The organism is Flagellimonas rhodophyticola (assembly GCF_049332665.1).
GTDB lineage: Bacteria > Bacteroidota > Bacteroidia > Flavobacteriales > Flavobacteriaceae > Flagellimonas.
Map to the genome: position 1 here is coordinate 634657 of NZ_CP186326.1, position 25565 is coordinate 660221.

Below are 25565 nucleotides of genomic sequence, written 5' to 3' on the forward strand. Positions count from 1 at the left end.
AAAACGACAAATACAAATTTAATTAACGCATTATGTACGCAATTGTAGAGATGGCAGGGCAGCAGTTTAAAGTTGCAAAAGACCAGAAGGTGTACGTTCATCGTTTACAGACAGAAGAAGGGAAAAAAGTCACTTTTGACAAAGTACTTCTTTTGGAAGACGGAGGAAACGTTACCATCGGCGCCCCAGTCATAGAAGGTGCGGCTGTAGAAGCCAAAGTTGTTAAGCACCTAAAAGGTGATAAAGTAATCGTCTTTAAAAAGAAGAGACGTAAAGGTTACAGAGTTAAAAATGGTCACAGACAATCTTTAACCGAGATTGTTGTTGAAGGTATTGTAGCTAAAGGTGCTAAGAAAGCAGCTCCTGCAAAGGCAAAAGCCGAGAAGCCAGCTGCTGAAGCTAAAAAAGCGGCTCCTGCTAAAAAAGAAGCTCCAAAGAAAGCGGCTCCCAAAAAGGCTGCAGTTGAAGACTTGAGCGGAAAAACAGTAGCTGAGTTGAAAGAAATGGCCAAAGCAAAAGGTATTTCCGGTATTTCTTCTATGAAGAAAGCAGACCTTATTGAAGCTCTTAACAAATAAAACGAACTAAAATTTATATATCATGGCACATAAGAAAGGTGTAGGTAGTTCAAAAAACGGTAGAGAATCAGAATCGAAACGCCTTGGCGTTAAGATTTTTGGTGGACAGGCTGCTGTAGCTGGAAACATCATTGTTAGACAGCGTGGTACAAAGCACAATCCAGGTGAAAATGTTTACGCGGGAAAAGATCATACTTTACACGCTAAAGTTGATGGTCTTGTAAAGTTTCAAAAGAAAGCCGGTGGAAAATCATTTGTTTCCATTGAGCCTTTTGAAGCATAGTATAAAATTACTTCTATAAAACAGCCCTCACTGCAAAGTGGGGGTTTTTTGTTACTTCATTGTTAAGCTATCTTAAATAACGCAGAAAACTACATTTAATATCACATAATCTTAAAAATCATCTAACCCCCTTTTTTTTATATAACAATTTCTTTGTGGTCAAATAACAACCACTTAGAAATGAAAAAATATTTAAACCTCTTTATCCTTATTTTTATACCAGTTTCTTTTATGGCTCAAACTGGTAATGTACAGGGAACCATTTCCGATGAAAACGGAATCTATGTCCCGGGAGCCAATGTTATAATTTCAGAATTGTCGAAAGGGGCAATCACTGATTTTGATGGAAGATTTACATTGCTGAACATTCCTGAGGGAAGCCACACCATCCAAATATCCTATTTAGGGTATGCAACCACGGAACAAATTATTACTGTTTCGGCCAACGAAACTGCTGTGATTTCAATAACCATGAATCCCCAGAGCGTTGAGCTGAATGAAGTCCAGGTTTCGGCATATGGATTAAGCGGCCAAGCGAAGGCGCTCAATACCCAAAAAACAAACCAAAACATCACCAACGTTGTATCAACTGATCAAATCGGAAAGTTTCCCGATGCCAATATAGGTGATGCCGTAAAACGAATCCCTGGAATAACTATGCAAGTGGATCAAGGTGAGGCAAGAAATGTAATTGTAAGAGGGCTTGCTCCGCAATTAAACTCTGTCACCTTAAATGGCAGTCGAATCCCATCCGCTGAAGGGGATAATCGAAACATTCAAATGGATTTGATTCCATCGGATATGATTCAGACCATTGAAGTAAACAAGGCCATTACTCCAGACATGGATGGCGACGCACTGGGAGGCTCTGTGAATTTGATAACACGTTCCTCACCTCAAAGCTTTCGTCTATCCACTACCTTGGGTTCAGGAGTAAGTTTTATAAACGATGAGCCCATTTATAATATGGGATTTTTGCTAGGAGACCGAACAAAAAATGGAAAATTTGGCTGGATGTTGGCCACGTCCTATAATAATGTTGATTTTGGTTCCGACAACGTGGAAGCAGAATGGGTCAATGAAGCGGAAAGTCCACTAACCGAAGAAGATATTGAGGTGAATCCATTTGTGGAGGAATCCGATATAAGAACTTATCTGGTTCAACGAATCAGAAGAAGTTTTTCCGCCAATATGGATTATGTATTTGATGCCAACAATACAATTTTCCTAAAAACCATGTACAATTGGCGTGATGATCGGGAAAATAGGTTTCGACTACGATTCAGAAGTATTGAGCCCGTATTTGCCGATGGAACAGAGAATGTTGTTGGGTATGAAGGTGAGATTCGCAGACAGACCAAAGGAGGGATTCCAGGTGGCCGTATCAAAAATACTAGATTGGAAGATCAACGTATGCAAAACTATAGTCTCGGAGGAAATCATCTTTTTGGTAACCTTAAAGTGGATTGGATGGCATCCTATGCCAAAGCTTCCGAAGAACGGCCAAACGAGCGCTATGCTGAATATGAGATTGGAGATGCCATTGGTATAAACGCCGATTTGGACAATCCAAGATACCCTTCTTTCAGACCAACCAATGTATCCGATGCAACATTGTCCAGCTTTGAATTGAGAGAATTCACTGAGGAAAATCAATTTACGGAAGAAGAAGATTTTAATGCCTTTTTGAATTTTGAATTGCCCTCAAATATTTTTGGTGCCGGGGAAGGAACCATAAAATTTGGAGCTAGAATTAAATCTAAAAACAAGGTAAGGGACAACACCTTTTTTGAATCAGAACCGATTGGCAATGGTTTTGAAACTTTGGCCGATGTTGACACCAGAGACTACACAAAGAACGACTTCTTAGCAGGAAGCCAGTATGCTGCAGGGTTCTTTTTAGATCCTGCATTTTTGGGAACTCTCGACTTCTCAAATACCGCTAACTTTGACACAAATGCTATTGAAGATGAGTTTTTAGCTGGGAATTTCGATGTAGATGAAAAAGTTTACGCCGGCTATATTATGGCCAATCAAAAATTGTCCGAAAAACTATCTGTTCTTGCCGGTATCCGCGTTGAAAACACCAAGGTAAACAGCCTTGGGAATGAAGTAATCTTTGATGATGAAGGAGATTTTGCAAGTTTTAATGAAATCCGTGACGAAAGTTCATATACCAGTGTATTACCCGGTGTTCATTTTAAGTATGACCCTTCGAATAACACAGTCTTACGTTTTGCTTGGACCAACACCATTGCGAGGCCCAACTATCAAGATTTGGTTCCCTTCAGAAATGTAATCAATGAAGATGAGGAAGTAGAAACCGGAAATGCCGAATTGGACCCCACTCGCTCCATGAATTTTGACTTAGTGGCCGAACATTATTTTGAGTCTGTGGGTATCATCTCTGGTGGAGTCTTTTACAAAGATGTCCAGGACTTCATCTATACTTCTTTATCAGAAGATAGCGCAACTGGTTTCGATTTATTTCAGCCATTAAATGGTGATAGCGCTTCCATTTTCGGCGCTGAAGTCGCTTTCCAGAGACAATTGGATTTCCTTCCTGGCTTCGGCAAAAACTTTAGCATATATCTGAATTATACTCTTCTTACATCCTCAACAGATGGCATCCGAAACGGAGATGAGACGAGGGAAGATGTAGACCTTCCTGGTACGGCCCCGAATATGTTTAACGCCTCCTTGGGTTATACCGATAAAAAGTTTAGCCTTCGTCTATCGACCAATTTTTCTGATGCTTATATTGATGAGTTGGGAGGTAATGATTTTGAGGACAGGTATTATGACAAGCAGTTTTTTGTAGATCTTAACGCTTCGTTTACCATCAACAAAAATCTCAGATTGTACGCAGATCTAAACAATATAACCAACCAGCCCTTGCGTTATTATCAAGGTGTTTCAAATCGAACTCAACAAGTTGAGTTTTATGAAAAAAGATTGACTTTTGGATTGAAATATGATTTGTTCAAAAAATAAAACCATTAACCTACAGTCTTTAAAGCTGCCTTAGGGCAGCTTTTGTCGTAAACAAAAACCATGAAAAACGTCAACTATTTTGTGCTCGCACTAATTATAGGATTCATTTCCTGTAACGAAAAAAGTCCGCTGCCCCCTATTCAACCTGATGTAATAACAGAAACCACCATTAACGACACGGATGACCCTGCAATTTGGGTCAATCCCATTGATGCCTCAAAAAGCATCGTTTTTGGAACAGACAAAGAAACCAACGGAGGCATCTACGCCTTTGATTTGAATGGGAAGATTCTCCAGGATAAGTCCATTTTAAACATCCAAAGACCCAACAATGTAGATGTTGAATATGGGTTTCAGCTGAACGATTCAGTTTCAGTTGATATCCTAGCCTTTACCGAGCGTGAAAAACAACAAATAAGGCTGTTTTCTGTTCCAGATATGCAACCCCTGGATGACGGAGGTTTTCCAGTTTTTGAGGATGAAACCAATTTGGAACACAAGTTGCCAATGGGAATAAGTCTATATAAATCCCCGAAAGATTCATCAGTCTATGCCGTTGTCGGAAGAAAAACAGGTCCAGATGGTAGTTATTTGTATCAATACAAATTGAGTTCGGACAGCACTGGAGTAAGTTCCAAATTAGTTCGAAAATTTGGGGCTTTTAGCGGTCAAAAAGAAATTGAGGCCATCGCTATTGATGATGAAAACGAGTTGATTTATTATTCGGATGAAGGTGTTTGTATAAGAAAGTACCATGCTGAACCAGAAATGGGAGATAGTGAAATTTCATGTTTTGGAGGAGAACACTTTCTTGAGGATATCGAAGGAATCGCTATTGCCAGCTTTCCAAATGGAGAAGGAGTTATCATCGTTTCCGATCAGCAAAAAGGACAATTCAATATTTTTTCAAGAAAGGATAATTCGTTTATAAAAGCAGTAAACCTTACTACACTGGAAACAGATGGTTGCGAAGTTGTAACCGTTCCACTTAATGAAACCTTTTCCTCTGGGCTTTTTGTTGCCATGAATGATGAGAAAAACTTCTTTTTCCACGATTTGGAAAAAGTACTTGGTGAATGGTTCGAAAATTAGAATCGAAGTTTCCGTTTTCGGGCCGTGATTTCCCAGGAATCTGTTTTCAGGCCATTTTCAATTACAGAGACCTCATCATGCAGGTTAATGGTTGGACAAATATGATACGGGATTCCATAAAGAACATCCCCCACCTTGAGTTTATCCCAGTTGGAAACCCTTAAAACCCCATGTTCCTCACTTTGTGAAAGGAGTTCATAATTGTCAATATTCAAAAACTTGACCCTTTTATCAATGGGGTTTTCTGATGCCACCGACTTATGTCCCAAGTCTAGGGTCACTATGTCTTCCGTGGGTTTGGAAATGATTCGCGTGACTAGAAGAGCCGCATATTTAAAGTTTTGTTCCGTTAGTTTTTCACCATACCCCCAATCCCATAAAACACAGGTGCCTGGACTTGTAATTCGGCTTTCATTTAAGAGATGTGAGGTAAATGAAGGTGTTCCGCCGCAAATCATTTTGATATTAGGATAAATCTTCTTCAAGGCATCAAAATATGTTGTGACATCTTCGAATCCTGACTCAATTTTTTTGTTGCGAACAGAAAACTCAGGGTCTCTCAAATGTCCGTCATAAACATGAAGGCCTTTAAATTCAAGTCCATTACACTCTTTAATAGCTGCCAACAATGCGTCCAGCCCAGGGCCCATTTTTATCCCAGAGCGGTTCATTCCATTATTGATGTCTATATAAACATTAACCTTCTGTTCTTTTTTCTCGGCTTTTTTATTTAAAAGGAATGCAGCATCAACGGAATCAATTATTGTTGAGAAGCAAGTTGATTGAAAATGTGTTGATAGTTCAAGAAAGCGATCTACTTTTAGCCCCACCAGCTGATGCGCGATCAAAACAGAATTGGCCCCAACTGCTGCTGCAATCTCGGCTTCTGAAATAGTTGAAGCCTTAAAGTCGGTAATACCTGCCCTAATAAGCAACTTCAAAACCTCAGGCATCTTATTTGTTTTAACATGTGGCATCAATCTATCCGCATTGCCGCTTACCAACGCTATCATCTCGTCTAAATTGAACCTAAGTCGCTCCTTATACAATGCAATGGAAGGGGAATCTACCTCATCAATATTGTCAATTTCGAACCAAATATCTTTCATTTTTGAGTTTGCTCTTTGATTACTTTCTTACAATGTCACGGACAATTTTCAAATGGTGTCCTGTATGTATTTTTAAAAACCGTATGCTTTGTTTTTTGTTAAGGACATCAAAATATGGATGCTCAAAATGGGCTTTTGCATCTAACCTTTGAATGGCTTTTAAATTTTCTTTTGCCATTTCCAATTGCCGATAAAGGTCTTCGGTAGCAATTACATCTGGTGGGCGCACTACTCTTGGTGATTTGGCCACCCCTCTGGGAAAATCACCCAAGGTATAAATCACGGCCCTTGTAAAGTTAAAATTGGAACGGTATTCTTCTGGATTGGACACTTCCAATGATTTACATATAACATTTATGGTCTTAAGCATATGGTCCAAGTGCCAAGCCACATCAACCTTGGATACTTTGGAGTTTAAGGAGTCTCTATGCGGAATGAAACCCTCAATTTGAGAAAACTGTTCGTCTAAAAAGTGCGGGTCGGATTCGGAGTTTTTATTCAAAATGATAATAGTTAATCCACCTCCTAAAACTACTAAAATTAACCCTGCTTTTTTCATAACGAACAGTTTTATGATTCTTAAAATTGAAAGCGATATCCAAAATCTGGGAAAAACCCAATTTGATCTTCGCGATCAATGTTGTTGGTCAGTCTATTATATCTTCTAGAAAAGATGTTCGTCCGATTTGTAACATTTTGTAGGTCAACATAAAATTGGTGAGATAGTTTCTTTCCCTTGCTGTTAATTTTCAATCCAAGTTTTACATCCCACCTGAAATAGTCGTCATATTGTCGACTATAGGCTAAGTCATCGAACAGAACTTCATAACCCGCATTTTGTGATGCTTCCAGGTTTATTGGAGTATAATATCTCCCTCCTGAATAGGTTAATCGGGTATCCATAAAAAACTTGTTTTTTCTTGACTTCCCTATTGGGAACTCCTTTCCCGCCAAAAGATTTATTACTTGCCCATTGTTAAAGGGCGAGTTTCGTTCAATACCATCACTCCCTTTGTATTTGCTTTGATAAAAAGAAGATGTGAATAGCACATAATAGTCTTGGCTGAAGAACCTTTCTAAAGTCAATTCAACACCTTGGTTTGTTGCTGTTCCCTGGTTAACCAGAGATACTGCGTCATTACTGAATCCAAAATCAGCGCCTTCTATCAAGGTCGAATAGCTGGATGAGAAGGGGTCCACAGGAACATTGTCAATATCCTGGTAATACGCCTCTGCTTTGGCTCGCCATTTATCGCCAAGTTTTACATCATATCCGAAAACGTAATGAGCGCTTTTAACAAACTCCAAATCCCTATTGGTTTGTACCGAGCTTCCGTTAACCTCTTCGTTTAAGAATAATAACGGGGGTGGAATGTTTTGTGAATGAATACCATATCCCAAACTGAACCTGTGCTTTTCTGTGGCCTCAAAACTCAAGCCGGCTCTTGGTTCAATAGCAAATTGTTGGTTCAAATTGCTATAAAGTCCATGAAGCCCTGTGTTTAGCGTAAGTTTTTTGGTAAGTCTATACTGGCCTTGAACAAAAGGTTGTATCAAAGAAAGATTTTCATTTGTAGCAATAAGCGTTGTCAGGTCGGAAAAGCCATCTCCATCATTGTCCGGTTGTTCTTCGCGATCTTGGTTGATGTAATCCAAAGTCAAATGCTCATACTGCACTCCTGTTCTAAAAGTGATTCTGTTGTTCAATTTTGTGTTAAGCAAGGACGAAACCGTAAAACGATTTTCCTTTTCATCATCTTTGGTATAAAGCAAAATAGTTTCTTGGGGCGTGTCTTTTTCGAAATAGCGATCGGCAGTATACTCGCTGGAAGAAGTAGAATATCCTACCACTGTCCGAAAAAAGGAGTTTTTCCCAAAGGGAATGGTGTGCTTCAATCCAATCACACCAAAACCTGACTTTACATAAGCATCTTCATCTTCGGCGGCAAACAGGTCATCCGCCTCGATATTGTCTCCCAAAAATTCAATGTCTGAAGTTCCACCGATACCAAAAAGGGACAAACTACCAAGTTTGCCATTTCCGAAATTGAGATTGAACGAAAAGTCTCCGTAATTCGGATTCGCGGAGGTCCCTGCTCCCGCAGAACCTATCAACCCAACCAGCGAATACCGTGCTGCAACCAAAAAAGAGCCCTTTTTGCCCAAGGGACCTTCTCCAGTGGCTTCCAATCCAGAAAATGCACCCACTTGGGCAGCAAATTCATAATCATCTACATTCCCATTTCTTAAACCAATATCAAAAACACCTCCTATCGCATTTCCATATTCTGCAGGAAAGGCCGAAGTAATAAAGTCCGAGTTTTTAAGCATATTGGGGTTCAAAGCTGAAACTGGCCCTCCCGTCGTTCCTGCGGAAGAATAATGATTGGGATTTGGAACAGGAATTCCTTCTATTCTCCAAAGCAGGCCAGTTGGGGAATTACCCCGGACAATAATATCATTTCTACTATCATCAGGGGCAGAGACCCCGGCAAAATTTGCAGCCAATCGACCAATATCACCACGTCCGCCAGAGAATCTGCCTACTTCTTCAATGCCAAACTGCCTTGCTGAAACAGTGGCCATTTTATTTTTTGGACGATCTAGATTTGAGTTTGAGGTAATTACAACTTCGTTAAGAGTGTTGAAGCTTTCCCTTAACGAAATATTGAGCACAACATCCTTGCCAGTGGTAACTTCAATGTTTGGAACATAGGAACTTTCAAAGCCAACGTAACTAATTCGAATGGCCTGTCGCCCAATCGGAACGTCTTTGAGTATAAAGTGTCCATTCAAGTCGGTTATAACTCCTGTGGCGATTTCCGCATCTAGAAGCTCAACCGTAGCACCTTCCAAGGGACTTTCAGATTGTTTGTCAAGTACTGTCCCTTTAATAATTCCGGTTTGTGCAAAACCGAAGAATGAAGATAAAAGAGTGATTGCCAAAATGGTCTTTTTCATAATAGGTTTATTTTTAGTTTGCTCGAAAGTCAGATAAACCTATAGTCCATATCCCATTATAAATCATGAAGTGTTGTTTAGCCCATTAGGTTGGCATCTATTTCTTCGAATTGGAAAATTTCAGTGATTGTGTGCATTTTTCAATAGAAATCTCGAAATAACGGTTCAATCTGTTTTTTAACGATCAGGGTAAGGGCCGGTATCTTCTTATTTAATGATCAGTATCTTTACCCTAAGGCAAAGCATATGTTTAAAAAGAAAAGGATATATAAATTTCTGTTTAGGTTGGCGGTAATCAATGTGGTCTTCTTTCTGGTAAAACTTACCATGGAACCAGATGAAGACAAGGCACATACATTTTTTAATCCTACAAGCATTTTTTATTACTTCACAGCCTTCTTCTTATTTATGCTCACATGGGAAATCAATGATTGGTTTCTAAAAAAACAACGGACCAAAGGCGGGCTTCATTTTAAAAGCAGCATGGTCATCATTGGAAAAAATATAGCTTTACTGGCTCCAGCAGCGGCCCTGGTTTACTACTTAGGTTTGTTTCCGTTGCGAGAACCTCTAGGTATTATTTGTGACGATCCACCTTTAGTGGAGTTTACTGTAGATTTTCTAAGAGCCATCCTTCTGGGTGTAACCGTAATTTTTTTCAATATGTTCCACTTTGCTATGAACCAAAGGGATGAAATGAACAAACAAATGGAGGATTTAAAAAGGGAGATGACAGCATCTAAATATGCGTCCTTGAAAAGTCAGATAAGTCCTCACTTTCTTTTTAACAGCCTAAATACGCTCACTTCCTTGATGTATGAAGATCGAGATCTAGCTTCCGATTTCGTTACTCGATTGGCATCGAGTTATCGCTACATCTTGGATAATCGAGAGCAGGATTTGGTAAGCCTGAAAAAAGAATTGGGGTTTTTGGACGCTTTTGTTTTCATGATGGATGTTAGGCATAAAAATGCGGTTGTTATCAAGTCCGAGGTAAAGGTTATGACAAAAGACTATATAATTCCAACCCTTTCACTTCAAATGTTGGTTGAAAATGCGATCAAACACAACTATTACAGTAAGGAAAAGCCCTTGTATATTGAAATCTCCACCATTGGTAATGATGCATTAGTAGTGCGGAATAATCTGCAAAAAAGAGATTTAAAAGAACAAACCACTCAATTGGGATTGAAGAATATTAAAAAGCGATATGGCTATTATACCAACAAACAAGTTTTGGTTCGGCAAGAAGATGATTTTTTCGAGGTAATCATTCCTCTTTTGGACAAGGGAGTAATTGATATGAATTTGATAGCGGTATCCTAACTATGACGGCAGTAATTGTAGAGGACGAAGAATTTGCATCCAAGCGTTTGGCTCAATTGGTAAGCGAACTGGCACCTGAGATTGACATTGTTGCAAAAATAACCTCCGTTGAGAGCGGAACGCAGTGGTTCAACAAAAACAAACTACCCGATTTAGTTTTTTTGGATATTCAACTCAATGACGGTTATGGGTTCGATATTTTAGACGGAATGGAAGATCACCCACCGGTAATATTTACCACAGCCTACAATGAATTTGCAATTAGGGGTTTTAAGTACAATGGCGTTGACTATCTATTAAAACCTATTGTAAAAACAGACCTAAAAGGTGCCTTAGAAAAATTCAAGAAAAATGTAACCCGAAATGGAAAAGGCGCTACCGAGAATTTAGAGCATCTAAAGCAATTGTTCCATAAAGAATACAAACACCGCTTTATGGTAAAAGTAGGTAATCAGTTCAGATCTTTTAATGTGGAGGATATTGCATTTTTTAAATCGCACGAAGGTATGATCTGTTTATATACCCATTCAGGTCAGACCTATCCTATTGAATACACCATAGACCAATTGGAAAATATTTTGAATCCGATTCATTTTTTCAGGATTAACAGAAAGTTTATGGTATCCGTAAGGGCTGTGGTTGAAATTCACAGTTATTTCAATAGCCGGTTGCTGCTTAAGCTACTGCCCAAGGAAGAAGAACAGGTCATTGTATCACGAGAACGCACCACCAATTTTAAAAAATGGTTGGACATGTAATAAAAAACCTCGTTGAATAACGAGGTTTTTTTCAATTAGGTTTTCAAGCCTAATATCTATAGTACTCAGGCTTGAAAGGGCCTTCGACCTTAACGCCAATGTAATCGGCCTGGTCTTTTTTAAGTTCTGTAAGCTCAGCTCCTAAACGTGCTAAATGAAGTTTAGCCACTTTTTCATCCAAATGCTTAGGAAGCATATAAACATCATTTTCATATTTGTCGCTGTTCTTCCATAGCTCAATCTGCGCCAAAGTTTGGTTTGTAAATGAATTGCTCATCACAAAGCTTGGATGCCCAGTAGCACAACCAAGGTTTACCAAACGACCTTCTGCCAAAACAATTACATCTTTACCTTCAATGGTGTATTTATCTACTTGTGGCTTAATTTCATCCTTAGTGCTTCCATAGGTGTCGTTCAACCAGGCCATATCGATTTCATTGTCAAAATGACCAATGTTGCAGACAATGGCCTTGTCTTTTAAGCCTCGGAAATGCTCTTCGCGAATAATGTCCTTGTTTCCGGTAGTTGTAATAACTACATCTGCCTTGCCTATAACCGTTTCCAATTTCTTTACTTCGTAACCGTCCATACACGCTTGCAAAGCACAAATCGGGTCTATCTCCGTAACCGTTACGATAGCACCTGCACCTCTAAACGAAGCTGCAGTACCTTTACCTACATCTCCATAGCCTGCAACTACTACTTGTTTTCCAGCCAACATGGTGTCTGTCGCCCTGCGGATAGCATCCACAGCACTCTCACGACAGCCATATTTATTGTCAAATTTGGATTTGGTAACAGAATCATTCACATTAATGGCCGGCATTGGAAGCGTTCCATTTTTGACACGGTCATACAAACGATGAACACCCGTAGTGGTCTCCTCGGAAAGTCCTTTAATGCCTGCAGCCAATTCTGGATATTGGTCCAGCACCATATTGGTAAGATCTCCACCATCATCTAAAATCATATTTAACGGCTGCCTGTCCTCACCAAAAAACAAGGTCTGCTCAATACACCAATCAAATTCCTCCTCTGTCATACCCTTCCAGGCATAAACGGGAATTCCCGCTGCAGCTATCGCAGCGGCGGCATGATCTTGAGTTGAAAATATATTGCAAGAGCTCCAGGTGACATCGGCACCCAACTCTACCAAAGTTTCAATTAAAACAGCAGTTTGTATGGTCATGTGCAGGCACCCTGCAATTCTTGACCCTCTTAAAGGCTGTTCCTTTTTATATTCTTTGCGTAATGCCATTAGACCGGGCATCTCTGCCTCGGCAAGTTCTATCTCTTTCCGACCCCAATCTGCAAGGGAAATATCCTTCACTTTATAAGGAACATATGGAATTGTCTTTGTGCTCATATTTAACGTCGTTTTCTTTTTGTAGCTTAGCTATTATCGGATGCAAAGATACGAAATCGCTTAACTCTTAGTCGTGCCTATTTACAAAACCATAACAATTTCACCTACCACTTCTTCATATATATGGAAGGTTACTGAAACCGAGCCTGAATTGGCCAAAGGTATTGAGCTAACCCCCCATTGCCAGAACCGTATGGATGGGATGAAATCGGAAATGCACAGACGAGCTTTTTTGAGTATCCGCCACTTAATGGCTGAAGCGGGGTACAAAGATCATGACCTTTATTATGATGATTTTGGAAAACCGCATTTAAAGGATGGTAACCACATTTCCATTACACATTCGCATAATTTCACGGGGATTATTGTAAGCCAAACGGATGAGGTTGGCATAGACATTGAAATGCAGCGTGATAAAATCTTAAGAATTGCAAACAAGTTCACCCCTTTACAAGAATATAGAACACTAGCCAATACCGAAGCCATAATAAGAAAGTTGACCATAGTTTGGGGAGCCAAAGAGTCGCTTTACAAAATTTACGCACAACAAGGGCTTAGTTTTTTAAAACACATTGATGTGATGGATTTTTCTTTTGACGATAAAAGAACCGTGGCCCAAATCCTGTATAAGGGCAAAAAATCACATTATGAGGTTGAATTTTTAGAGTTTGAAGGTTTTACCTGTGTTTATGCGCTTCGAATGATGGGTGGTTGATACTTCTTTTTAGTAGCTTTGTCCTGAAAATTTTGCATGGCCCATGAACATTTCCGTTGAGCTAACATTGACTCCTCTTCAAGACAATTTTGAACCACCCATCATTGACTTCATCAAAAAACTACGAGCCTCAGATTTACGGGTTCTTGAGAATCCCTTAAGCACCCAAGTTTATGGAAATTATGATGCCGTAATGGACCTGTTAACTTCAGAAATAAAAGAAACTTTCAACAACCTGGAACATGTGGTTCTGACAATGAAAATGGTAAAATGGGACCGAAGCGATTATGAGCCACATTTTTGATTGGATTTTTGCGCAGTACGAGGGTGTCCCATCCCATTTGGTTGTTCTAGAAATGATCGGGGTGGTTTTTGGTTTCTTGAGTGTCTGGTACTCGAAAAGGGAAAACATCTTAGTGTTCCCTACTGGAATAATAAGCACAGCAATATTTGTTTATATTTTATTGGTTTATGGATTATTGGGTGATATGCTCATAAACGCATATTACTTTATAATGAGCGTAGTAGGCTGGTATCTTTGGACGCGAAAAGTAGATGAAACTCATTTTGTTCCCATTTCCAGAACCTCCAAAAACGAAAAAAAATGGTCCGTTTTACTATTTATTGGAACAATAGTTTTTGTTAGTGCAGTCTATTTTGCTGCAAACAAGTTCAATACTTGGACAGCTTATATTGACACTATCACAACGGCAATCTTTTTTGTGGGAATGTGGTTGATGGCCAAAAAGAAGCTTGAAAATTGGATATTTTGGATTATTGGAGATGTTATTTCAGTGCCTTTGTATTTATATAAAGGATTAGTGTTTTCATCGTTTCAATATTTTTTGTTCACCATTATTGCCATTTATGGCTATAAAGCATGGAAGAAAAACTTAGGCAAGAGCCCTCAGACCTTATTAAAGTAGTCCTTTTTGGACCGGAATCTACTGGAAAAACTACGCTTTCACAGCAACTGGCTAGGCATTATAATACAGTTTGGGTTCCAGAATATGCGCGTGAATATTTACAGAATAAATGGAATAACGAGCGGAAAACCTGTGAACCTAATGACTTATTGCCCATAGCAGAAGGTCAAATCCGTTTGGAGAATGAGCTCTCAAAGAAAACGACCGATATTCTTATTTGTGACACAGATTTATTGGAGACCAAAGTATATTCCGAAGCCTATTATATTGGGCACTGTGACCCTATCTTGGAGAAATACGCGCTAAAAAATACGTATGACATATATTTCTTAACCTACATTGATACACCTTGGGAAGCTGATGATTTAAGGGACAAACCCAACGAAAGAGAAGAAATGTTCAAGTGTTTTCAAGGTGCTTTGGAAAAATATGACAGGAATTTCGTTATCTTGAAAGGAGATAAAAAAACAAGGCTTCAAACAGCAATCAACCATATCGATAAACTCCTCAAAACATGAGCAATTTAAGTCAACAAGACTTGGCCCAATTGGAAAGTAAGGGCATTCCAAAAGAAAAAGTTGAAAATCAAATCGAAACTTTTAAAGCTGGTATCCCATTTGTAAAACTTCAGAAAGCAGCCGTGGTTTCAGACGGTATTCTAAAATTTTCAGAAGATGAACACAAAGAGCTTGTCCGGTTTTTTGAAGATGAAAGAGGCTCAATGGACCTTTTAAAATTTGTGCCTGCTTCCGGCGCTGCTTCCAGGATGTTCAAAGCCATGTTCAATTTCTTGGATTCATATGTTGCTTCCAAAGAAAAACTATCTGATTATATCGAACGGACAGGGGATACTGCCGTCAAACAGTTTTCCGACAATCTGGAAAAATTTCCTTTTTATGGTTTGATTATGGAAAGGATTTCCGGAAAATCAAAAACCAAGGACGAAGAAGTATATCTTTTTGTAAAAGAAATGCTGGTTTTTGAAGGGTTAAATTATGGTTTTTACCCAAAAGGATTGCTTCCTTTTCACAAGTACCAATCCGCATCAGCCACACCATTTGAGGAACATTTAAAGGAAGCTTCGCTATATGCAAAAACGGGTGGAAAAGCCAATCTCCATTTTACCATTTCTGAACAACACGACGCTATGTTCAAAAAAGAACATGCAATGGCAGCTTCAAGGGTTTCGGCTGTTACCAATACGGATTTTGATGTAAGTTATTCGAACCAAAAAACCTCTACCGATACCATAGCGGTGGACATGGAGAACGCGCCTTTTAAAAACAGTGATGGTTCTTTATTATTTCGCCCTGGAGGACATGGGGCTCTCATTGAAAACCTGAATGATCAAGACGCTGATATCATTTTTATTAAAAACATTGATAATGTGGTCATTGATGAGAATTTAGAAGAGGTGGCCGATAGCAAGAAAATGTTGGCGGGGGTTTTACGCAAGGCACAAAAAACAGCATTCGGTTACGCTAAAGCTATTTCAGAAGGGTCTATTTCAGTAGGTGATGCACAACAAATCAAAGCCTTCTTAGAACAGCAATTAAATGTTAGAATGCCCGAAAACTATGATTCTGCAGATTTGCAAACGCAGGTTTCTATACTTTCAGATAAACTAAATCGGCCCATTAGAGTTTGTGGAATGGTCAAGAATGAAGGAGAGCCTGGAGGTGGTCCTTTCTGGATAAGTGACGAAAACGGGAATATTTCCCTTCAAATTATTGAATCAGCACAAATAGATTTGTCCAATGAGCAACAAGCCTCCATTCTTAAAAATTCTACGCATTTCAACCCTGTTGATTTGGTGTGTGGAATTAGAAACCATAAAGGAGAAAAGTACAACCTCTTGGATTTTGTTGATGTAAAACAGGGGTTCATTACCAATAAGACAAAAGAAGGCAAAGAACTAAAGGCTTTGGAGCTCCCAGGGTTATGGAACGGAGCAATGGCATTTTGGAATACAATTTTTGTGGAAGTGCCATTGGTTACCTTTAATCCGGTGAAAACGGTGAACGACCTTCTAAAGCCAACCCACCAAGTCTAAAAATTATTAACCTTTTTAATATTGAAACCGCTCTAAAATCTGTTTGGGCGGTTTTTTTGTGACCTTTTTTAAAAAGTGGTGTCAAATAATTGAAAAGCATAAAGAGATTGGTTTTGAATACGGTTGTTAAATAAAAAAAGAAAAATTTCACTAGGCGAGAGTCTAGGATTTTTGGTTGGTTGATTTGGTTTTAAAGGCCGCACGTTGTGCGGCCTTTTACATTTTATGAAACTAAAGCTGCGCTAACCTTTCTCTTTTAAGTAATATTGATTAGTCATTCCTTTTTTGAACCTTGCCATTTTTAATTACGGTGTTTATTGATAATGTATTCAAAATTGAGTCCAAGGGGTTTTTATCCAATAAAATAATATCGGCCAATTTGCCTACCTCAACAGTACCGAGTTCTTCCGAAACATTCAGCATCCTAGCAGCATTATAGGTTCCCATCTTTATAATTTTCTTCCTATCCATACCGCCAAGCTCTAGAAGTTGCATTTCCTCATGTATACTATGGCCAGGAAGAATAAAAGGGTTTCCGGCATCTGTTCCCAAAACCATATTTACGCCAAGTTCGGCCAAAAGATTTATATCATCCACTTGGAATTCCACGATGTTTTTTAGGGTCGGGCTTTGAAATGAATAACTATCCTTGAAATATTGAATTGTTTCTTCTGCCCTAGATTTATAGTTTTGCTCATTCATTATTTTAAAACTTTGAGCACCATAAATATTGATCATTTCTCCAGTAACCCATTCCGGGTGATTCGGGTAAATCATGCTTTTATCCAGCATTAAGGTGGTAACCCAAGAAATGTTTTTGTGTCTTATTGATTCAATCAATTTTTCATCCTCAAAATCAATATCAACTCCAGTAAAGTGAACGAAATTAGCAATCCCGGCTTCAAGTGCCATTTTTAACTCTACATTATCACTAATGTGGGCAAATACTCTTGTTTTATTTTTTTTTGCCTCTCTGTTTACCTTATTTATCAGAAATTGTTGTATTCTTTCGGTAAAAGGAGGTTGCACTCCATCTTCAATTATGAGCTTAACACCTGTAATTGGCTGTAGTGTCACTTTATGAATCAAACGTTCTATTTGAAGCGTGTCTGAAATAAAATGGATGTTTTCTCCATCCCTCCAACGGTTTGTATCATTGGAATACGATGGATGTTTTCCCTTAACTGTGAATATTTGGCTTGTGTGAAAAACTCTTGGTGCGGGCGTTGAATCTTGGCTTCCAATATTTCTCATTTGATCATAGTACTCATCAGTTGTTTTTTCTCCACCTGGCACAAAAATTGAAGTGACTCCATAGTGAATCAATTGCTTGAACTCGGTTTCATAATTAGAAATATGTACATGAGAGTCGAACAAGCCAGGTATTACGTACATATCCGTGCCGTCTATTACGTTGGGTCCTTGCTTGACTTTTTTATAATCGATATGTGCAATGATGTTTCCTTTAATAAAAATATTTGCACCCTTGCTAACGTCAGAACCTGTGCCATCAATCAAGTTAACATTGGAGATTATTAGATTGTATTCCATTGCTTGTTCGGGCGAACAAGCAAACAAAAAAAATAGAAAGATGACGCCAAGTGTCTTCATTTATCCACTACTAATTATTCATAGCCTGTTCTTAGTTGTATACATCTATGCTCTTGGCGCTATATTGGCTTTTAACATTCTAATATGTGGAATACCATCTTCCAAATATTCTTCACCTTCGATAACAAAGCCCAATTCATTGTAAAATTTTAAAAGATAGGTCTGGGCAGAGAGTTCAATTGTGCTTATTGGGAATCTTTTGCCAATTATATCGATGGAGGCCATCATTATTATTTTACCAAAGCTATATTTTCGTTCTTCCTTAGCTACTACAACTCTTCCAATACTGACATTTTCAAAATAATCTCCAGGTCCAAAAACACGGGTGTAGGCTACAACTTTTCCTTTTTTACTTCCAATAATATGTAGTGCTTTTTTGTCTTTGCCATCAACATCTTGGTACACACAATTTTGTTCCACAACAAAAACCTCACTCCGTAATTGTAAAATTTGATACAACTCTTTGGTGGATAATTCATCGAAAGTCTTTGCTATAATATCCATCAATCTTGCACTATTACGCTTTTGGAATCGCACTTATCAAACTCGGGTTGAATATTTACATGATTGATACCGTGCTTGTGATATACATGTTCTTCAATGTCCACCAAAATCTTATCGAATTCGGATAGTTTTATGTCGTTCTTGAAGTCAATATGGGCTTCCAGATGGATTTCCTCCTCATTCAATTGCCAAATGTGCACATGATGTACATTTTTAATGGGTTCCAATGTACAAATGGACTCCACAATTTCTTTTACCTCGATAGATTTTGGTGTAAACAACATCAAAACTTTGGTGGATTCTTTAAGTAAATCATACCCCATATAAATCAGATAAATTCCTATAGCCATTGTCAAAGCGGCATCTACCCAATAAATTTGGAAAAATTTCATCAGCAAGCCACCTATTAACACCGCAACAGATGCCATCATATCGGTGAGTAGGTGTAAATAAGCTGATTTCATATTCATATTGTCTTCAGCATCTTTTTTCAATAAAAGCACACTGAAGCCATTTCCTAAAATGGCAATAAATGATAGCCAAATAACTAGGTTGGAGCCTATTTCTTGTGGTTCAAAAAAACGTTCTGCGGCTTCAATCATCAAAATAACGGCAACAACCATCAAAGTGGCGGCATTAATAAATGCCGCTAAAATTTCAGCTCGTTTGTAACCGAATGTTTTGTTTTTAGAGGCTTTCTTTTTCCCCAATAAAGCAGCCACATAACTAATAATTAATGAAAGTACATCGCTAAAGTTGTGAAGTGCATCTGATAATAACGCAAGACTGCCTGAGATTATCCCTCCAATTACCTGGGAAACGGTAATTGCAATGTTAAGAAATATCGAAATGAGAAGATTTCTTCCCTTTAAATCGTTATGGGAGTGTTGGTGACCATGATGGTGGTGGTGTCCCATTGCTCTATGTTATCTACAAGCAATTTTTTCCACTCTTCTTTCATGTCTTCCGCCTTCAAATTCAGTATTCAAAAAAGTTTCTACCATTTCTAGGGCTTGTGGTAAGGCGATAAAACGAGCTGGAAGGCTTAAAATGTTCGCATCATTGTGTTCTCGAGCTAAAGCTGTAATTTCCTTTGTCCAGCACAAAGCGCTCCTTACTTTTTGGTGTTTATTTGTTGTCATATTTGCACCATTTCCGCTTCCGCAGACAACAATGCCCATATCAACATTTCCTTCTTCAACATCCTTGGCTACAGGATGCACAAAATCAGGATAATCCACACTATCAGTACCATCCGTTCCATAATTGGTAACCTCAATTCCTTTGGACTTTAGTAATCCCATAATTGCCAGTTTATAATCGGTTCCGGCGTGGTCATTGCCTATTGCTATTTTCATCTGTTAATGTTTATTGCTTTTTAAAGGTCAGATGTAATTCACCAATAATCATCTTAATGCGTATCAAGAATTCTTACGGCTCATTTCATGGTCAGGGTTTTGAAATGTCTATACAACAAAGGTACAATTCTTTTAATCGTACAATGTTGATAAGAATCAGGAAAAATTCAGATAAAACTAAGAATCAATGGTTTATAGAAAACCACATATTGTTGATCTTTTGAAGATAAAATCAGCAAACTAAATTTTGATTTCATCCTATACAATCTTATTACGTATAAAGTTTTAATATTAGGATTAAATTCCATTAAAAATTAATCAACCGTGATCAAGATTTTAATCTACTTAATTAACATAAAATCAATATTAAATTTTCAAGAATTTTATGTTGACAACACTTATCAAACAAAGTGCATAAAAAATATAATATGCTGATTTATAATCTTCTTATACTTTGAAAGATTGTGGATAAAATCATCTTCCTGTTCAACACAAGTTTTTTGCAAAAAACTTATTCCTGTTTTCAACATACAATCATAATCATCATTTTAATTTAATTTAAAAAAGAAGAAAAAATATAATACTGTTGTTTGTTGATAAAATAAGTGTTGTTCAAAGGTTAATCCATTGTTGACCGTGCCACGGATATTAATTCGTATTTTTCGCCAAACAAATAATAAATGTCGAAGAAGAAAAAGCGAGTAAGGAGTCAACGAAAGAATGAAATTACTAAAGGCATTTTTACAGTACTTGAAAAAGAACCTTCAAAATCTTTTAATTATAAACAGATAGCAGCTAAACTAGGTATCAAAGAAACCAAAGATAGGAATGATCTTATCAAACGTTTAGGACAACTTAGGGCTAGTGACAGAATTTTGGAGGTAGAACGTGGAAGTTTCAAGAAGAAACCCTCGTTGCATACATATTTTACTGGAAGTATTGATGTTACTATGAGTGGTAACGCCTATGTTTTGATTGATGATTTGGAAGATGATGTTTTTGTACCCTACAACAAATTGAACCGTGCTTTTCATGGCGATACCGTTGAGGTATTTTTAAAGCCTAAAAGAAATGGAAAGAAGCCTGAGGGAGAGATTTCCAAAGTTTTAGAACGAAGAAAAAACACCTTTGTTGGGATTGTTGATAAGCAGAAAACTTTTGCTTTTGTGCGACCGTCCGATCCTAAGATGTACACTGATATTTTTGTTCCTATAGATAAGCTTAAAAAAGCTGAAGATGGAGATAAGGTTTTAGTTGAATTGGGGGATTGGCCAGCCGATGCAGATTCCCCTTATGGAACGGTTACCCAAATTCTAGGAAAACCAGGAGAACATGACACTGAAATACATTCCATTTTAGCAGAATACGGACTTCCTTATGAGTTTCCATATGAAGTAGAACAGTTTGCACAGACCTTGGATACCTCAATTAAAGAATCTGAGATTGCAAAAAGAAGGGATATGCGAGAGGTATTGACTTTTACCATAGATCCAAAAGATGCCAAGGATTTTGATGATGCGCTGTCTTTTCAAAAACTGGAAAATGGTAATTATGAAATAGGTATCCACATCGCAGATGTGTCGCATTACGTGCAAGAGAATACCATATTGGAAGATGAGGCGTATCAACGTGCAACTTCAGTGTATTTAGTTGATAGGGTGGTACCCATGCTACCTGAGGTTTTATCGAACAATGCGTGTTCACTTAGACCAAACGAAGAGAAGTATACATTCTCGGCCATTTTTGAAATGGATGAAAAGGCTAACCTCATAAATCAATGGTTTGGAAGGACAGTAATCAATTCCAACGAGCGTTTCGCTTATGAAGAGGCACAGCATATCATTGAAACGGGAGAAGCTACCATACCTAAAGAAATTTCAATACGAAAGGGAAGCTACACCGTATCGGATGAAATAGTTGAAGCCACGTTGACCTTTGATAAGCTTGCAAAAATTATGCGTGGGCAACGTATGGATGATGGTGCTATTTCTTTTGATAAAATAGAAGTACGATTTCATCTCAATGAAAAAAATGAGCCTAAAGGTGTTTATTTTAAGGAATCCAAAGACGCGAATAAACTTATTGAAGAGTTTATGTTGTTAGCGAATAAAAAGGTCGCTGAATTTATTGGCAAACAGAAAAAAACCTTCGTCTATCGAATTCATGACGAACCTAATGAAGATAAATTGATTGCCTTAAACGGCGTGATTTCTAGGTTTGGACATAGTATCAACCTTCGTGATAGAAAGAGCGTTAATGCTTCTTTAAATCAGCTTTTGGAAGATGTTAAGGGCAAGAAAGAACAGAACCTTGTAGATACATTGGCCATTCGGAGTATGAGCAAAGCAGTTTACACCACTGAAAATATTGGTCACTATGGTTTAGGATTTGAATACTACTCTCATTTTACCTCGCCAATCCGAAGATATCCTGATGTTATGGTACATAGATTACTACAACATTATTTGGATGGAGGTAAATCGGCAAAAGCTCCTATTTACGAGGAAAAGTGCAGACATTCCTCTGACATGGAACTGTTAGCAGCAAATGCAGAGCGTGATTCTGTAAAATATATGCAGATCAAATTTATGGATGACCATAAGGACCAAAAGTTCTTGGGAGTCATATCAGGTGTGACGGAGTGGGGCATTTACGTCGAAATTATCGAAAACAAATGCGAAGGTATGGTCAGGATTCGCGATATTAGAGATGACTATTACACTTTTGATGATCGACAATTCGCAATTATTGGCGAACGATACAATCGAATGTATCAATTGGGAGATGAAGTTTATGTAATGGTAAAAGATACCGATTTAGTAAAACGACATCTTGATTTTTCATTAATAGGGAAAAAAGAGAATGTTACTTTGGAATAGAATTTGTTATCGTTTGAAGGTCAATTTATAACCAATGAAAACAATACAATTTTTTCTAGTTTTTCTTTCGTTCCAGGTGCTTGTCGCCCAAAGCGAAAAAATTGCCGTAGAACTTCAGAAATTCACAGAAGTAAAAGGTTTTGATGGGCTTTCCATTAACTTGATTAAATCCGATACCAATAAGGCAATAATAACAGGTGCAAACATTAAGAAAGTAGCGGTTGTCAATAACAATGGCGTACTTAAACTCCGGATGGAAATTGATAAGATTTTCAGTGGATATCGAACATTTATCGATCTTTATTTTACTGAAGAATTAAAGGTGATAGATGTTAATGAAGATGCAAGAATAGCTTCGGAAGAAACTTTTGTTCAAGACATTCTTGATGTTCGGGCGCAAGAAGGTGGTGAACTTGTTCTAAAATGTCAAACGGAACAGCTTTTGGTAAAGACCGTCACTGGGGGTGAAATAGAGGTAATGGGTTTTGCTGATAATCAGGATGTGATTATAAATACTGGTGGAGCTTATAATGGTAAAGCATTCAAGACAAAATTCACTACTATAACCGTAAATGCTGGTGGTAATGCCGAAATCTATGCGACAAATTATGTAAAGGCCAACGTAAAAGCCGGTGGAGAGGTTTTGGTGTATGGAGACCCTGAAAAGATGGACGAAAAGAAAGTATTTGGAGGTAAAATAAAACGAATCGAATAAGCCATGGTTGAAGATATCCAAGCAGCGATTCCCTTGGGCTTTTTACTGAGCTTTATGATAGGCCCAGTATTTTTTGTTCTGCTTGAAACTAGCGCAATCAAAGGATTTAGGGCAGGGTTGAGCTTTAATGTTGGCGTTATTATTGCCGATATTGTATTTCTGCTAATAGCTTATTTCAGTAGTTTTCAATTGTTGGAAAATTTGAGTAATCAACCTGGTCTCTTTGTCTTCGGAGGGATGATATTGTTGGTGTATGGAATTGTGATTTTTGTGAAGAAAGAAGCAAAAAAAGCCAATCTTAAAGCGTCAAAAGGAACCTATCTTGGCCTAATGGTAAAAGGCTTCTTATTGAATTTTATAAATATTGGAGTTTTGGCATTTTGGTTGGGACTCATTGTTATTGTTGGTCCAAGTCTGGAGAACACGCCTAACCGCATATTAGTCTTTTTCAGCTCAGTTATTATAGTCTATTTCATTACAGATTTGTTCAAAATATTGCTGGCAAAACAATTAAAGAAATATTTAACGCAGGAGCGTATTGTTCTCATTAAAAAGGGTCTTGGCGTCGTTTTAATGGTGTGTGGTATTGTCCTTATCACAAAAGGATTTTTACCCAAAGAAAAATTCAACATCAAAGACGGAATAGAACGGATAAACGAACAAAAAAACCCAACCTAAAGTTGGGTTTTAGAGGCATCGAGCGGATTCGAACCGCTGTACAAGCTTTTGCAGAGCTGTGCCTAGCCACTCGGCCACGATGCCAGAATGGGCAAAGCTAAAAATATTTTACGAAAGATAAAGCTCGAAAATACTTTAAATGCAAGGGTATTTTAAAGAGAACAACTTTGGAGGCATCGGGTGGACTCGAACCACCATAAAAACCTTTGCGAGATTTTGTCTATCCAATTCGACCACAATGCCGTATTCGTATCCAAAAATAATAAATGTATGTCATTTAGTTAGCTAGTAATGAGGTGCTTAACGAGAATATTTAAGTTTAACCGAAACACTTTCTACATCTCCGCCCATCGGAGGATTTATTTTAGCGACCTCAACCTGTGCTTCGTTTACCATGGAAAGTTCCAAAAATATACGATCGATGATTCGTTTTGCGACATGTTCCAGAAGATTGGAACGAATGGCCATTTCTTCCCTAACAATTTTGTTTAAATGGACATAGTCCACGGTTTCCTGAAGTTTATCGGATTTGGAAGGCTGAGAAAGGTCTGCGTAAACATCTAAATCTACACGATAATCACTCCCAATAAGCATCTCTTCTTTTAAACAACCATGATTTGAGTGTACCCTGATGTTGTTTATCCTGATTTTCCCCACAATAAAGTATTAAGCGGGACAAAAATAGTTTAAACGAAATTAATACATACACCTACAATTACTAATACCTTGGAAAAGGTCCATCCCAACGGTGAGCACATGGGTTCCTGTACTATAACCTAAGATTTCATTAGTAATAACCTGATAAGAATATCCGAAGTAGAAGTTACTTTTCTTTAGACCGGCGATTGGAGCTATATAAAGGGGCTTACCTAGCTGGTCATTTAAAAAACGATAAGTTGCTCCGATGTAGTAGTAATCCTCAAAGTCGTGAAACCGAAATTTTGCGTTCAAATCTGTTACAGATCTTCCATCACTTTCAAACCATTGAAAAAATACAGAAGGTTCTATTTCAAGCTTACTGTTCTTACTTTTTGATATACTATACCCGGCGTATGCATAATAGTTTCGAAGCGTGTTTGGCTCAAAAACAGGATTAAATTGTTCTAGATTTTTGGGTAATATGTTGGAAGCATTTAGACTGAGGTAAAACTTATCATAACGATATAGAACACCCAAATCAAAATTATGGTTGGTCGTGGCCTTATCATCAGTGGGTAATTGGCCATTAAAATCTGTGAAATTTTCTACATCAATCCTAAACTGGTTGAAGTTATAGGAAATACCGAAGGAAAGAAAAATATCATCATATCTATTAAGAGTCAAATGGTGTGCAAACGAAACTCTTGCACCTCTTTGCTTGGTTTCCCCGTTACTATCATTGTACATGAGCATTCCGAGACCTGACCGATTCCCAATTCGAGCATCTGCCGCCAATGTTTGAGTATCTGGAGCATCTTCGATACCGACCCATTGCGTTAACCCGTTTAATCGAACCTTAATATGATCCCCAATACCAGCATAGGTAGGGGACATTAAAAAAGGATTATCAGCAATGTACTGGGACAGCTGTGGTATGGTAAGCTCCTGGGCCCTAGCTCCATGGGCCAATAGCATCATAAAAAATAAGAAACAACTTTTTTTCAACATGGTTCAATAGGT

At 38.1% G+C, this 25565-nt stretch carries 24 protein-coding genes and 2 tRNA genes; 14 read left to right on the plus strand and 12 right to left on the minus strand.

Annotation, left to right across the window (positions count from 1 at the left end):
• The first annotated feature begins 32 nt into the window (after positions 1-32).
• The 4 genes from rplU to ACOKFG_RS02905 all read left to right on the plus strand — a co-directional run bounded on the left by rplU (position 33) and on the right by ACOKFG_RS02905 (position 4947).
• Positions 33-578, plus strand: coding sequence for a 50S ribosomal protein L21 (rplU, locus tag ACOKFG_RS02890; RefSeq protein ID WP_298792733.1), 546 nt, complete (start codon positions 33-35; stop codon positions 576-578).
• 22 nt (positions 579-600) lie between these two features.
• On the plus strand, positions 601-861 hold the full coding sequence (gene rpmA / locus ACOKFG_RS02895) for a 50S ribosomal protein L27 (protein ID WP_298792735.1): 261 nt from the start codon (positions 601-603) through the stop codon (positions 859-861).
• Positions 862-1041: 180 nt separating this feature from the next.
• The gene (locus ACOKFG_RS02900) at positions 1042-3855 is read left to right on the plus strand and encodes a TonB-dependent receptor (RefSeq protein WP_422861823.1); all 2814 of its coding nucleotides are present in this window, start codon (positions 1042-1044) and stop codon (positions 3853-3855) included.
• Positions 3856-3915: 60 nt separating this feature from the next.
• Positions 3916-4947: a phytase gene (locus ACOKFG_RS02905; protein WP_298792740.1), complete on the plus strand. Its 1032-nt coding sequence runs from the start codon at positions 3916-3918 to the stop codon at positions 4945-4947.
• On the opposite strand, the gene ACOKFG_RS02910 is transcribed toward ACOKFG_RS02905, so the two are convergent.
• Genes ACOKFG_RS02910 through ACOKFG_RS02920 form a run of 3 tightly spaced genes read right to left on the minus strand, consistent with a single transcriptional unit; the run spans position 4944 to position 9017 of the window.
• Entirely contained in the window at positions 4944-6056 is a 1113-nt protein-coding gene (locus ACOKFG_RS02910) for a D-TA family PLP-dependent enzyme (protein WP_299487060.1), read from the minus strand. The two genes, ACOKFG_RS02905 and ACOKFG_RS02910, sit on opposite strands and share 4 nt — an antisense overlap.
• 19 nt (positions 6057-6075) lie before the next feature.
• A complete protein-coding gene (locus tag ACOKFG_RS02915; protein ID WP_422861824.1) occupies positions 6076-6615 on the minus strand; it encodes a DUF1569 domain-containing protein in 540 nt (179 codons plus the stop codon).
• 20 nt (positions 6616-6635) lie between these two features.
• Positions 6636-9017 carry a TonB-dependent receptor gene (locus ACOKFG_RS02920; RefSeq protein ID WP_422861825.1) on the minus strand — a complete coding sequence of 794 codons (2382 nt, stop codon included), beginning with the start codon at positions 9015-9017 and terminating at the stop codon, positions 6636-6638.
• Between the two features lie 246 nt (positions 9018-9263).
• On the opposite strand from ACOKFG_RS02920, the gene ACOKFG_RS02925 reads away from it, so the two are divergent.
• Together ACOKFG_RS02925 and ACOKFG_RS02930 are read left to right on the plus strand one after the other, a co-directional pair.
• A complete protein-coding gene (locus ACOKFG_RS02925) occupies positions 9264-10343 on the plus strand; it encodes a histidine kinase (protein ID WP_298792746.1) in 1080 nt (359 codons plus the stop codon).
• A gap of 2 nt (positions 10344-10345) precedes the next feature.
• Complete coding sequence (locus tag ACOKFG_RS02930) at positions 10346-11101, plus strand: LytR/AlgR family response regulator transcription factor (RefSeq protein ID WP_422861826.1); 756 nt, start codon at positions 10346-10348, stop codon at positions 11099-11101.
• Between the two features lie 49 nt (positions 11102-11150).
• Here ACOKFG_RS02930 and ahcY read toward each other — a convergent pair whose 3' ends face one another.
• Positions 11151-12467, minus strand: a complete 1317-nt coding sequence (ahcY, locus tag ACOKFG_RS02935; protein WP_299487050.1) for an adenosylhomocysteinase — start codon at positions 12465-12467, stop codon at positions 11151-11153.
• Between the two features lie 73 nt (positions 12468-12540).
• Here ahcY and ACOKFG_RS02940 point away from each other — a divergent pair, with 73 nt between their 5' ends.
• Genes ACOKFG_RS02940 through ACOKFG_RS02960 form a run of 5 tightly spaced genes read left to right on the plus strand, consistent with a single transcriptional unit; the run spans position 12541 to position 16161 of the window.
• Entirely contained in the window at positions 12541-13182 is a 642-nt protein-coding gene (locus ACOKFG_RS02940; RefSeq protein WP_299487047.1) for a 4'-phosphopantetheinyl transferase family protein, read from the plus strand.
• Between the two features lie 43 nt (positions 13183-13225).
• Positions 13226-13486, plus strand: a complete 261-nt coding sequence (locus tag ACOKFG_RS02945; protein WP_422861827.1) for a hypothetical protein — start codon at positions 13226-13228, stop codon at positions 13484-13486.
• Entirely contained in the window at positions 13470-14108 is a 639-nt protein-coding gene (gene pnuC / locus ACOKFG_RS02950) for a nicotinamide riboside transporter PnuC (RefSeq protein ID WP_422861828.1), read from the plus strand. The genes ACOKFG_RS02945 and pnuC overlap by 17 nt, the downstream gene beginning before the upstream one ends.
• Entirely contained in the window at positions 14063-14626 is a 564-nt protein-coding gene (locus ACOKFG_RS02955) for an ATP-binding protein (protein ID WP_298792758.1), read from the plus strand. Before pnuC ends, ACOKFG_RS02955 begins: the two co-directional genes overlap by 46 nt.
• On the plus strand, positions 14623-16161 hold the full coding sequence (locus ACOKFG_RS02960) for a DUF4301 family protein (protein ID WP_422861829.1): 1539 nt from the start codon (positions 14623-14625) through the stop codon (positions 16159-16161). Before ACOKFG_RS02955 ends, ACOKFG_RS02960 begins: the two co-directional genes overlap by 4 nt.
• Positions 16162-16431: 270 nt before the next feature.
• Here the strand turns inward: ACOKFG_RS02960 and ACOKFG_RS02965 are convergent, their stop codons facing one another.
• The 4 genes from ACOKFG_RS02965 to ACOKFG_RS02980 form a co-directional block, all read right to left on the minus strand.
• A complete protein-coding gene (locus ACOKFG_RS02965) occupies positions 16432-17712 on the minus strand; it encodes an amidohydrolase family protein (protein WP_298792762.1) in 1281 nt (426 codons plus the stop codon).
• A 105-nt stretch (positions 17713-17817) separates the two neighbouring features.
• On the minus strand, positions 17818-18276 hold the full coding sequence (locus ACOKFG_RS02970; RefSeq protein ID WP_422861830.1) for a GNAT family N-acetyltransferase: 459 nt from the start codon (positions 18274-18276) through the stop codon (positions 17818-17820).
• The gene (locus ACOKFG_RS02975; RefSeq protein WP_422861831.1) at positions 18276-19193 is read right to left on the minus strand and encodes a cation diffusion facilitator family transporter; all 918 of its coding nucleotides are present in this window, start codon (positions 19191-19193) and stop codon (positions 18276-18278) included. Before ACOKFG_RS02975 ends, ACOKFG_RS02970 begins: the two co-directional genes overlap by 1 nt.
• 9 nt (positions 19194-19202) lie before the next feature.
• Positions 19203-19634 (minus strand): RpiB/LacA/LacB family sugar-phosphate isomerase, encoded by a 432-nt coding sequence (locus ACOKFG_RS02980; RefSeq protein ID WP_422861832.1) that lies wholly within the window; start codon positions 19632-19634, stop codon positions 19203-19205.
• A 680-nt stretch (positions 19635-20314) separates the two neighbouring features.
• Between ACOKFG_RS02980 and rnr the strand changes: the two genes are divergently transcribed.
• Genes rnr through ACOKFG_RS02995 form a run of 3 tightly spaced genes read left to right on the plus strand, consistent with a single transcriptional unit; the run spans position 20315 to position 23906 of the window.
• A complete protein-coding gene (rnr, locus tag ACOKFG_RS02985) occupies positions 20315-22513 on the plus strand; it encodes a ribonuclease R (RefSeq protein ID WP_298792769.1) in 2199 nt (732 codons plus the stop codon).
• 34 nt (positions 22514-22547) lie between these two features.
• On the plus strand, positions 22548-23228 hold the full coding sequence (locus tag ACOKFG_RS02990; protein ID WP_422861833.1) for a head GIN domain-containing protein: 681 nt from the start codon (positions 22548-22550) through the stop codon (positions 23226-23228).
• 3 nt (positions 23229-23231) lie between these two features.
• The gene (locus ACOKFG_RS02995; RefSeq protein WP_298792773.1) at positions 23232-23906 is read left to right on the plus strand and encodes a LysE family transporter; all 675 of its coding nucleotides are present in this window, start codon (positions 23232-23234) and stop codon (positions 23904-23906) included.
• A gap of 13 nt (positions 23907-23919) precedes the next feature.
• Here ACOKFG_RS02995 and ACOKFG_RS03000 read toward each other — a convergent pair.
• From ACOKFG_RS03000 to ACOKFG_RS03015, 4 genes are all read right to left on the minus strand, one after another.
• A tRNA-Cys gene (locus ACOKFG_RS03000) sits at positions 23920-23990 on the minus strand.
• A gap of 84 nt (positions 23991-24074) precedes the next feature.
• Positions 24075-24149: transfer RNA gene (locus ACOKFG_RS03005), tRNA-Cys, on the minus strand.
• A gap of 57 nt (positions 24150-24206) precedes the next feature.
• Positions 24207-24563 (minus strand): dihydroneopterin aldolase, encoded by a 357-nt coding sequence (gene folB, locus ACOKFG_RS03010; RefSeq protein WP_298792775.1) that lies wholly within the window; start codon positions 24561-24563, stop codon positions 24207-24209.
• Positions 24564-24602: 39 nt separating this feature from the next.
• Complete coding sequence (locus ACOKFG_RS03015) at positions 24603-25553, minus strand: PorP/SprF family type IX secretion system membrane protein (protein WP_298792777.1); 951 nt, start codon at positions 25551-25553, stop codon at positions 24603-24605.
• Between the last annotated feature and the right edge of the window lie 12 nt (positions 25554-25565).

Excerpts from the sequence above, each read along its gene's own strand:
- rplU (WP_298792733.1), top strand. The coding sequence starts at position 33 with ATGTACGCAATTGTAGAGATGGCAGGGCAGCAGTTTAAAGTTGCAAAA.
- rpmA (WP_298792735.1), top strand. The coding sequence starts at position 601 with ATGGCACATAAGAAAGGTGTAGGTAGTTCAAAAAACGGTAGAGAATCA.
- ACOKFG_RS02900 (WP_422861823.1), top strand. The coding sequence starts at position 1,042 with ATGAAAAAATATTTAAACCTCTTTATCCTTATTTTTATACCAGTTTCT.
- ACOKFG_RS02905 (WP_298792740.1), top strand. The coding sequence starts at position 3,916 with ATGAAAAACGTCAACTATTTTGTGCTCGCACTAATTATAGGATTCATT.
- ACOKFG_RS02910 (WP_299487060.1), bottom strand. The coding sequence starts at position 6,056 with ATGAAAGATATTTGGTTCGAAATTGACAATATTGATGAGGTAGATTCC.
- ACOKFG_RS02915 (WP_422861824.1), bottom strand. The coding sequence starts at position 6,615 with ATGAAAAAAGCAGGGTTAATTTTAGTAGTTTTAGGAGGTGGATTAACT.
- ACOKFG_RS02920 (WP_422861825.1), bottom strand. The coding sequence starts at position 9,017 with ATGAAAAAGACCATTTTGGCAATCACTCTTTTATCTTCATTCTTCGGT.
- ACOKFG_RS02925 (WP_298792746.1), top strand. The coding sequence starts at position 9,264 with ATGTTTAAAAAGAAAAGGATATATAAATTTCTGTTTAGGTTGGCGGTA.
- ACOKFG_RS02930 (WP_422861826.1), top strand. The coding sequence starts at position 10,346 with ATGACGGCAGTAATTGTAGAGGACGAAGAATTTGCATCCAAGCGTTTG.
- ahcY (WP_299487050.1), bottom strand. The coding sequence starts at position 12,467 with ATGAGCACAAAGACAATTCCATATGTTCCTTATAAAGTGAAGGATATT.
- ACOKFG_RS02945 (WP_422861827.1), top strand. The coding sequence starts at position 13,226 with ATGAACATTTCCGTTGAGCTAACATTGACTCCTCTTCAAGACAATTTT.
- pnuC (WP_422861828.1), top strand. The coding sequence starts at position 13,470 with ATGAGCCACATTTTTGATTGGATTTTTGCGCAGTACGAGGGTGTCCCA.
- ACOKFG_RS02955 (WP_298792758.1), top strand. The coding sequence starts at position 14,063 with ATGGAAGAAAAACTTAGGCAAGAGCCCTCAGACCTTATTAAAGTAGTC.
- ACOKFG_RS02960 (WP_422861829.1), top strand. The coding sequence starts at position 14,623 with ATGAGCAATTTAAGTCAACAAGACTTGGCCCAATTGGAAAGTAAGGGC.
- ACOKFG_RS02965 (WP_298792762.1), bottom strand. The coding sequence starts at position 17,712 with ATGGAATACAATCTAATAATCTCCAATGTTAACTTGATTGATGGCACA.
- ACOKFG_RS02970 (WP_422861830.1), bottom strand. The coding sequence starts at position 18,276 with ATGGATATTATAGCAAAGACTTTCGATGAATTATCCACCAAAGAGTTG.
- ACOKFG_RS02975 (WP_422861831.1), bottom strand. The coding sequence starts at position 19,193 with ATGGGACACCACCACCATCATGGTCACCAACACTCCCATAACGATTTA.
- ACOKFG_RS02980 (WP_422861832.1), bottom strand. The coding sequence starts at position 19,634 with ATGAAAATAGCAATAGGCAATGACCACGCCGGAACCGATTATAAACTG.
- rnr (WP_298792769.1), top strand. The coding sequence starts at position 20,315 with ATGTCGAAGAAGAAAAAGCGAGTAAGGAGTCAACGAAAGAATGAAATT.
- ACOKFG_RS02990 (WP_422861833.1), top strand. The coding sequence starts at position 22,548 with ATGAAAACAATACAATTTTTTCTAGTTTTTCTTTCGTTCCAGGTGCTT.
- ACOKFG_RS02995 (WP_298792773.1), top strand. The coding sequence starts at position 23,232 with ATGGTTGAAGATATCCAAGCAGCGATTCCCTTGGGCTTTTTACTGAGC.
- ACOKFG_RS03015 (WP_298792777.1), bottom strand. The coding sequence starts at position 25,553 with ATGTTGAAAAAAAGTTGTTTCTTATTTTTTATGATGCTATTGGCCCAT.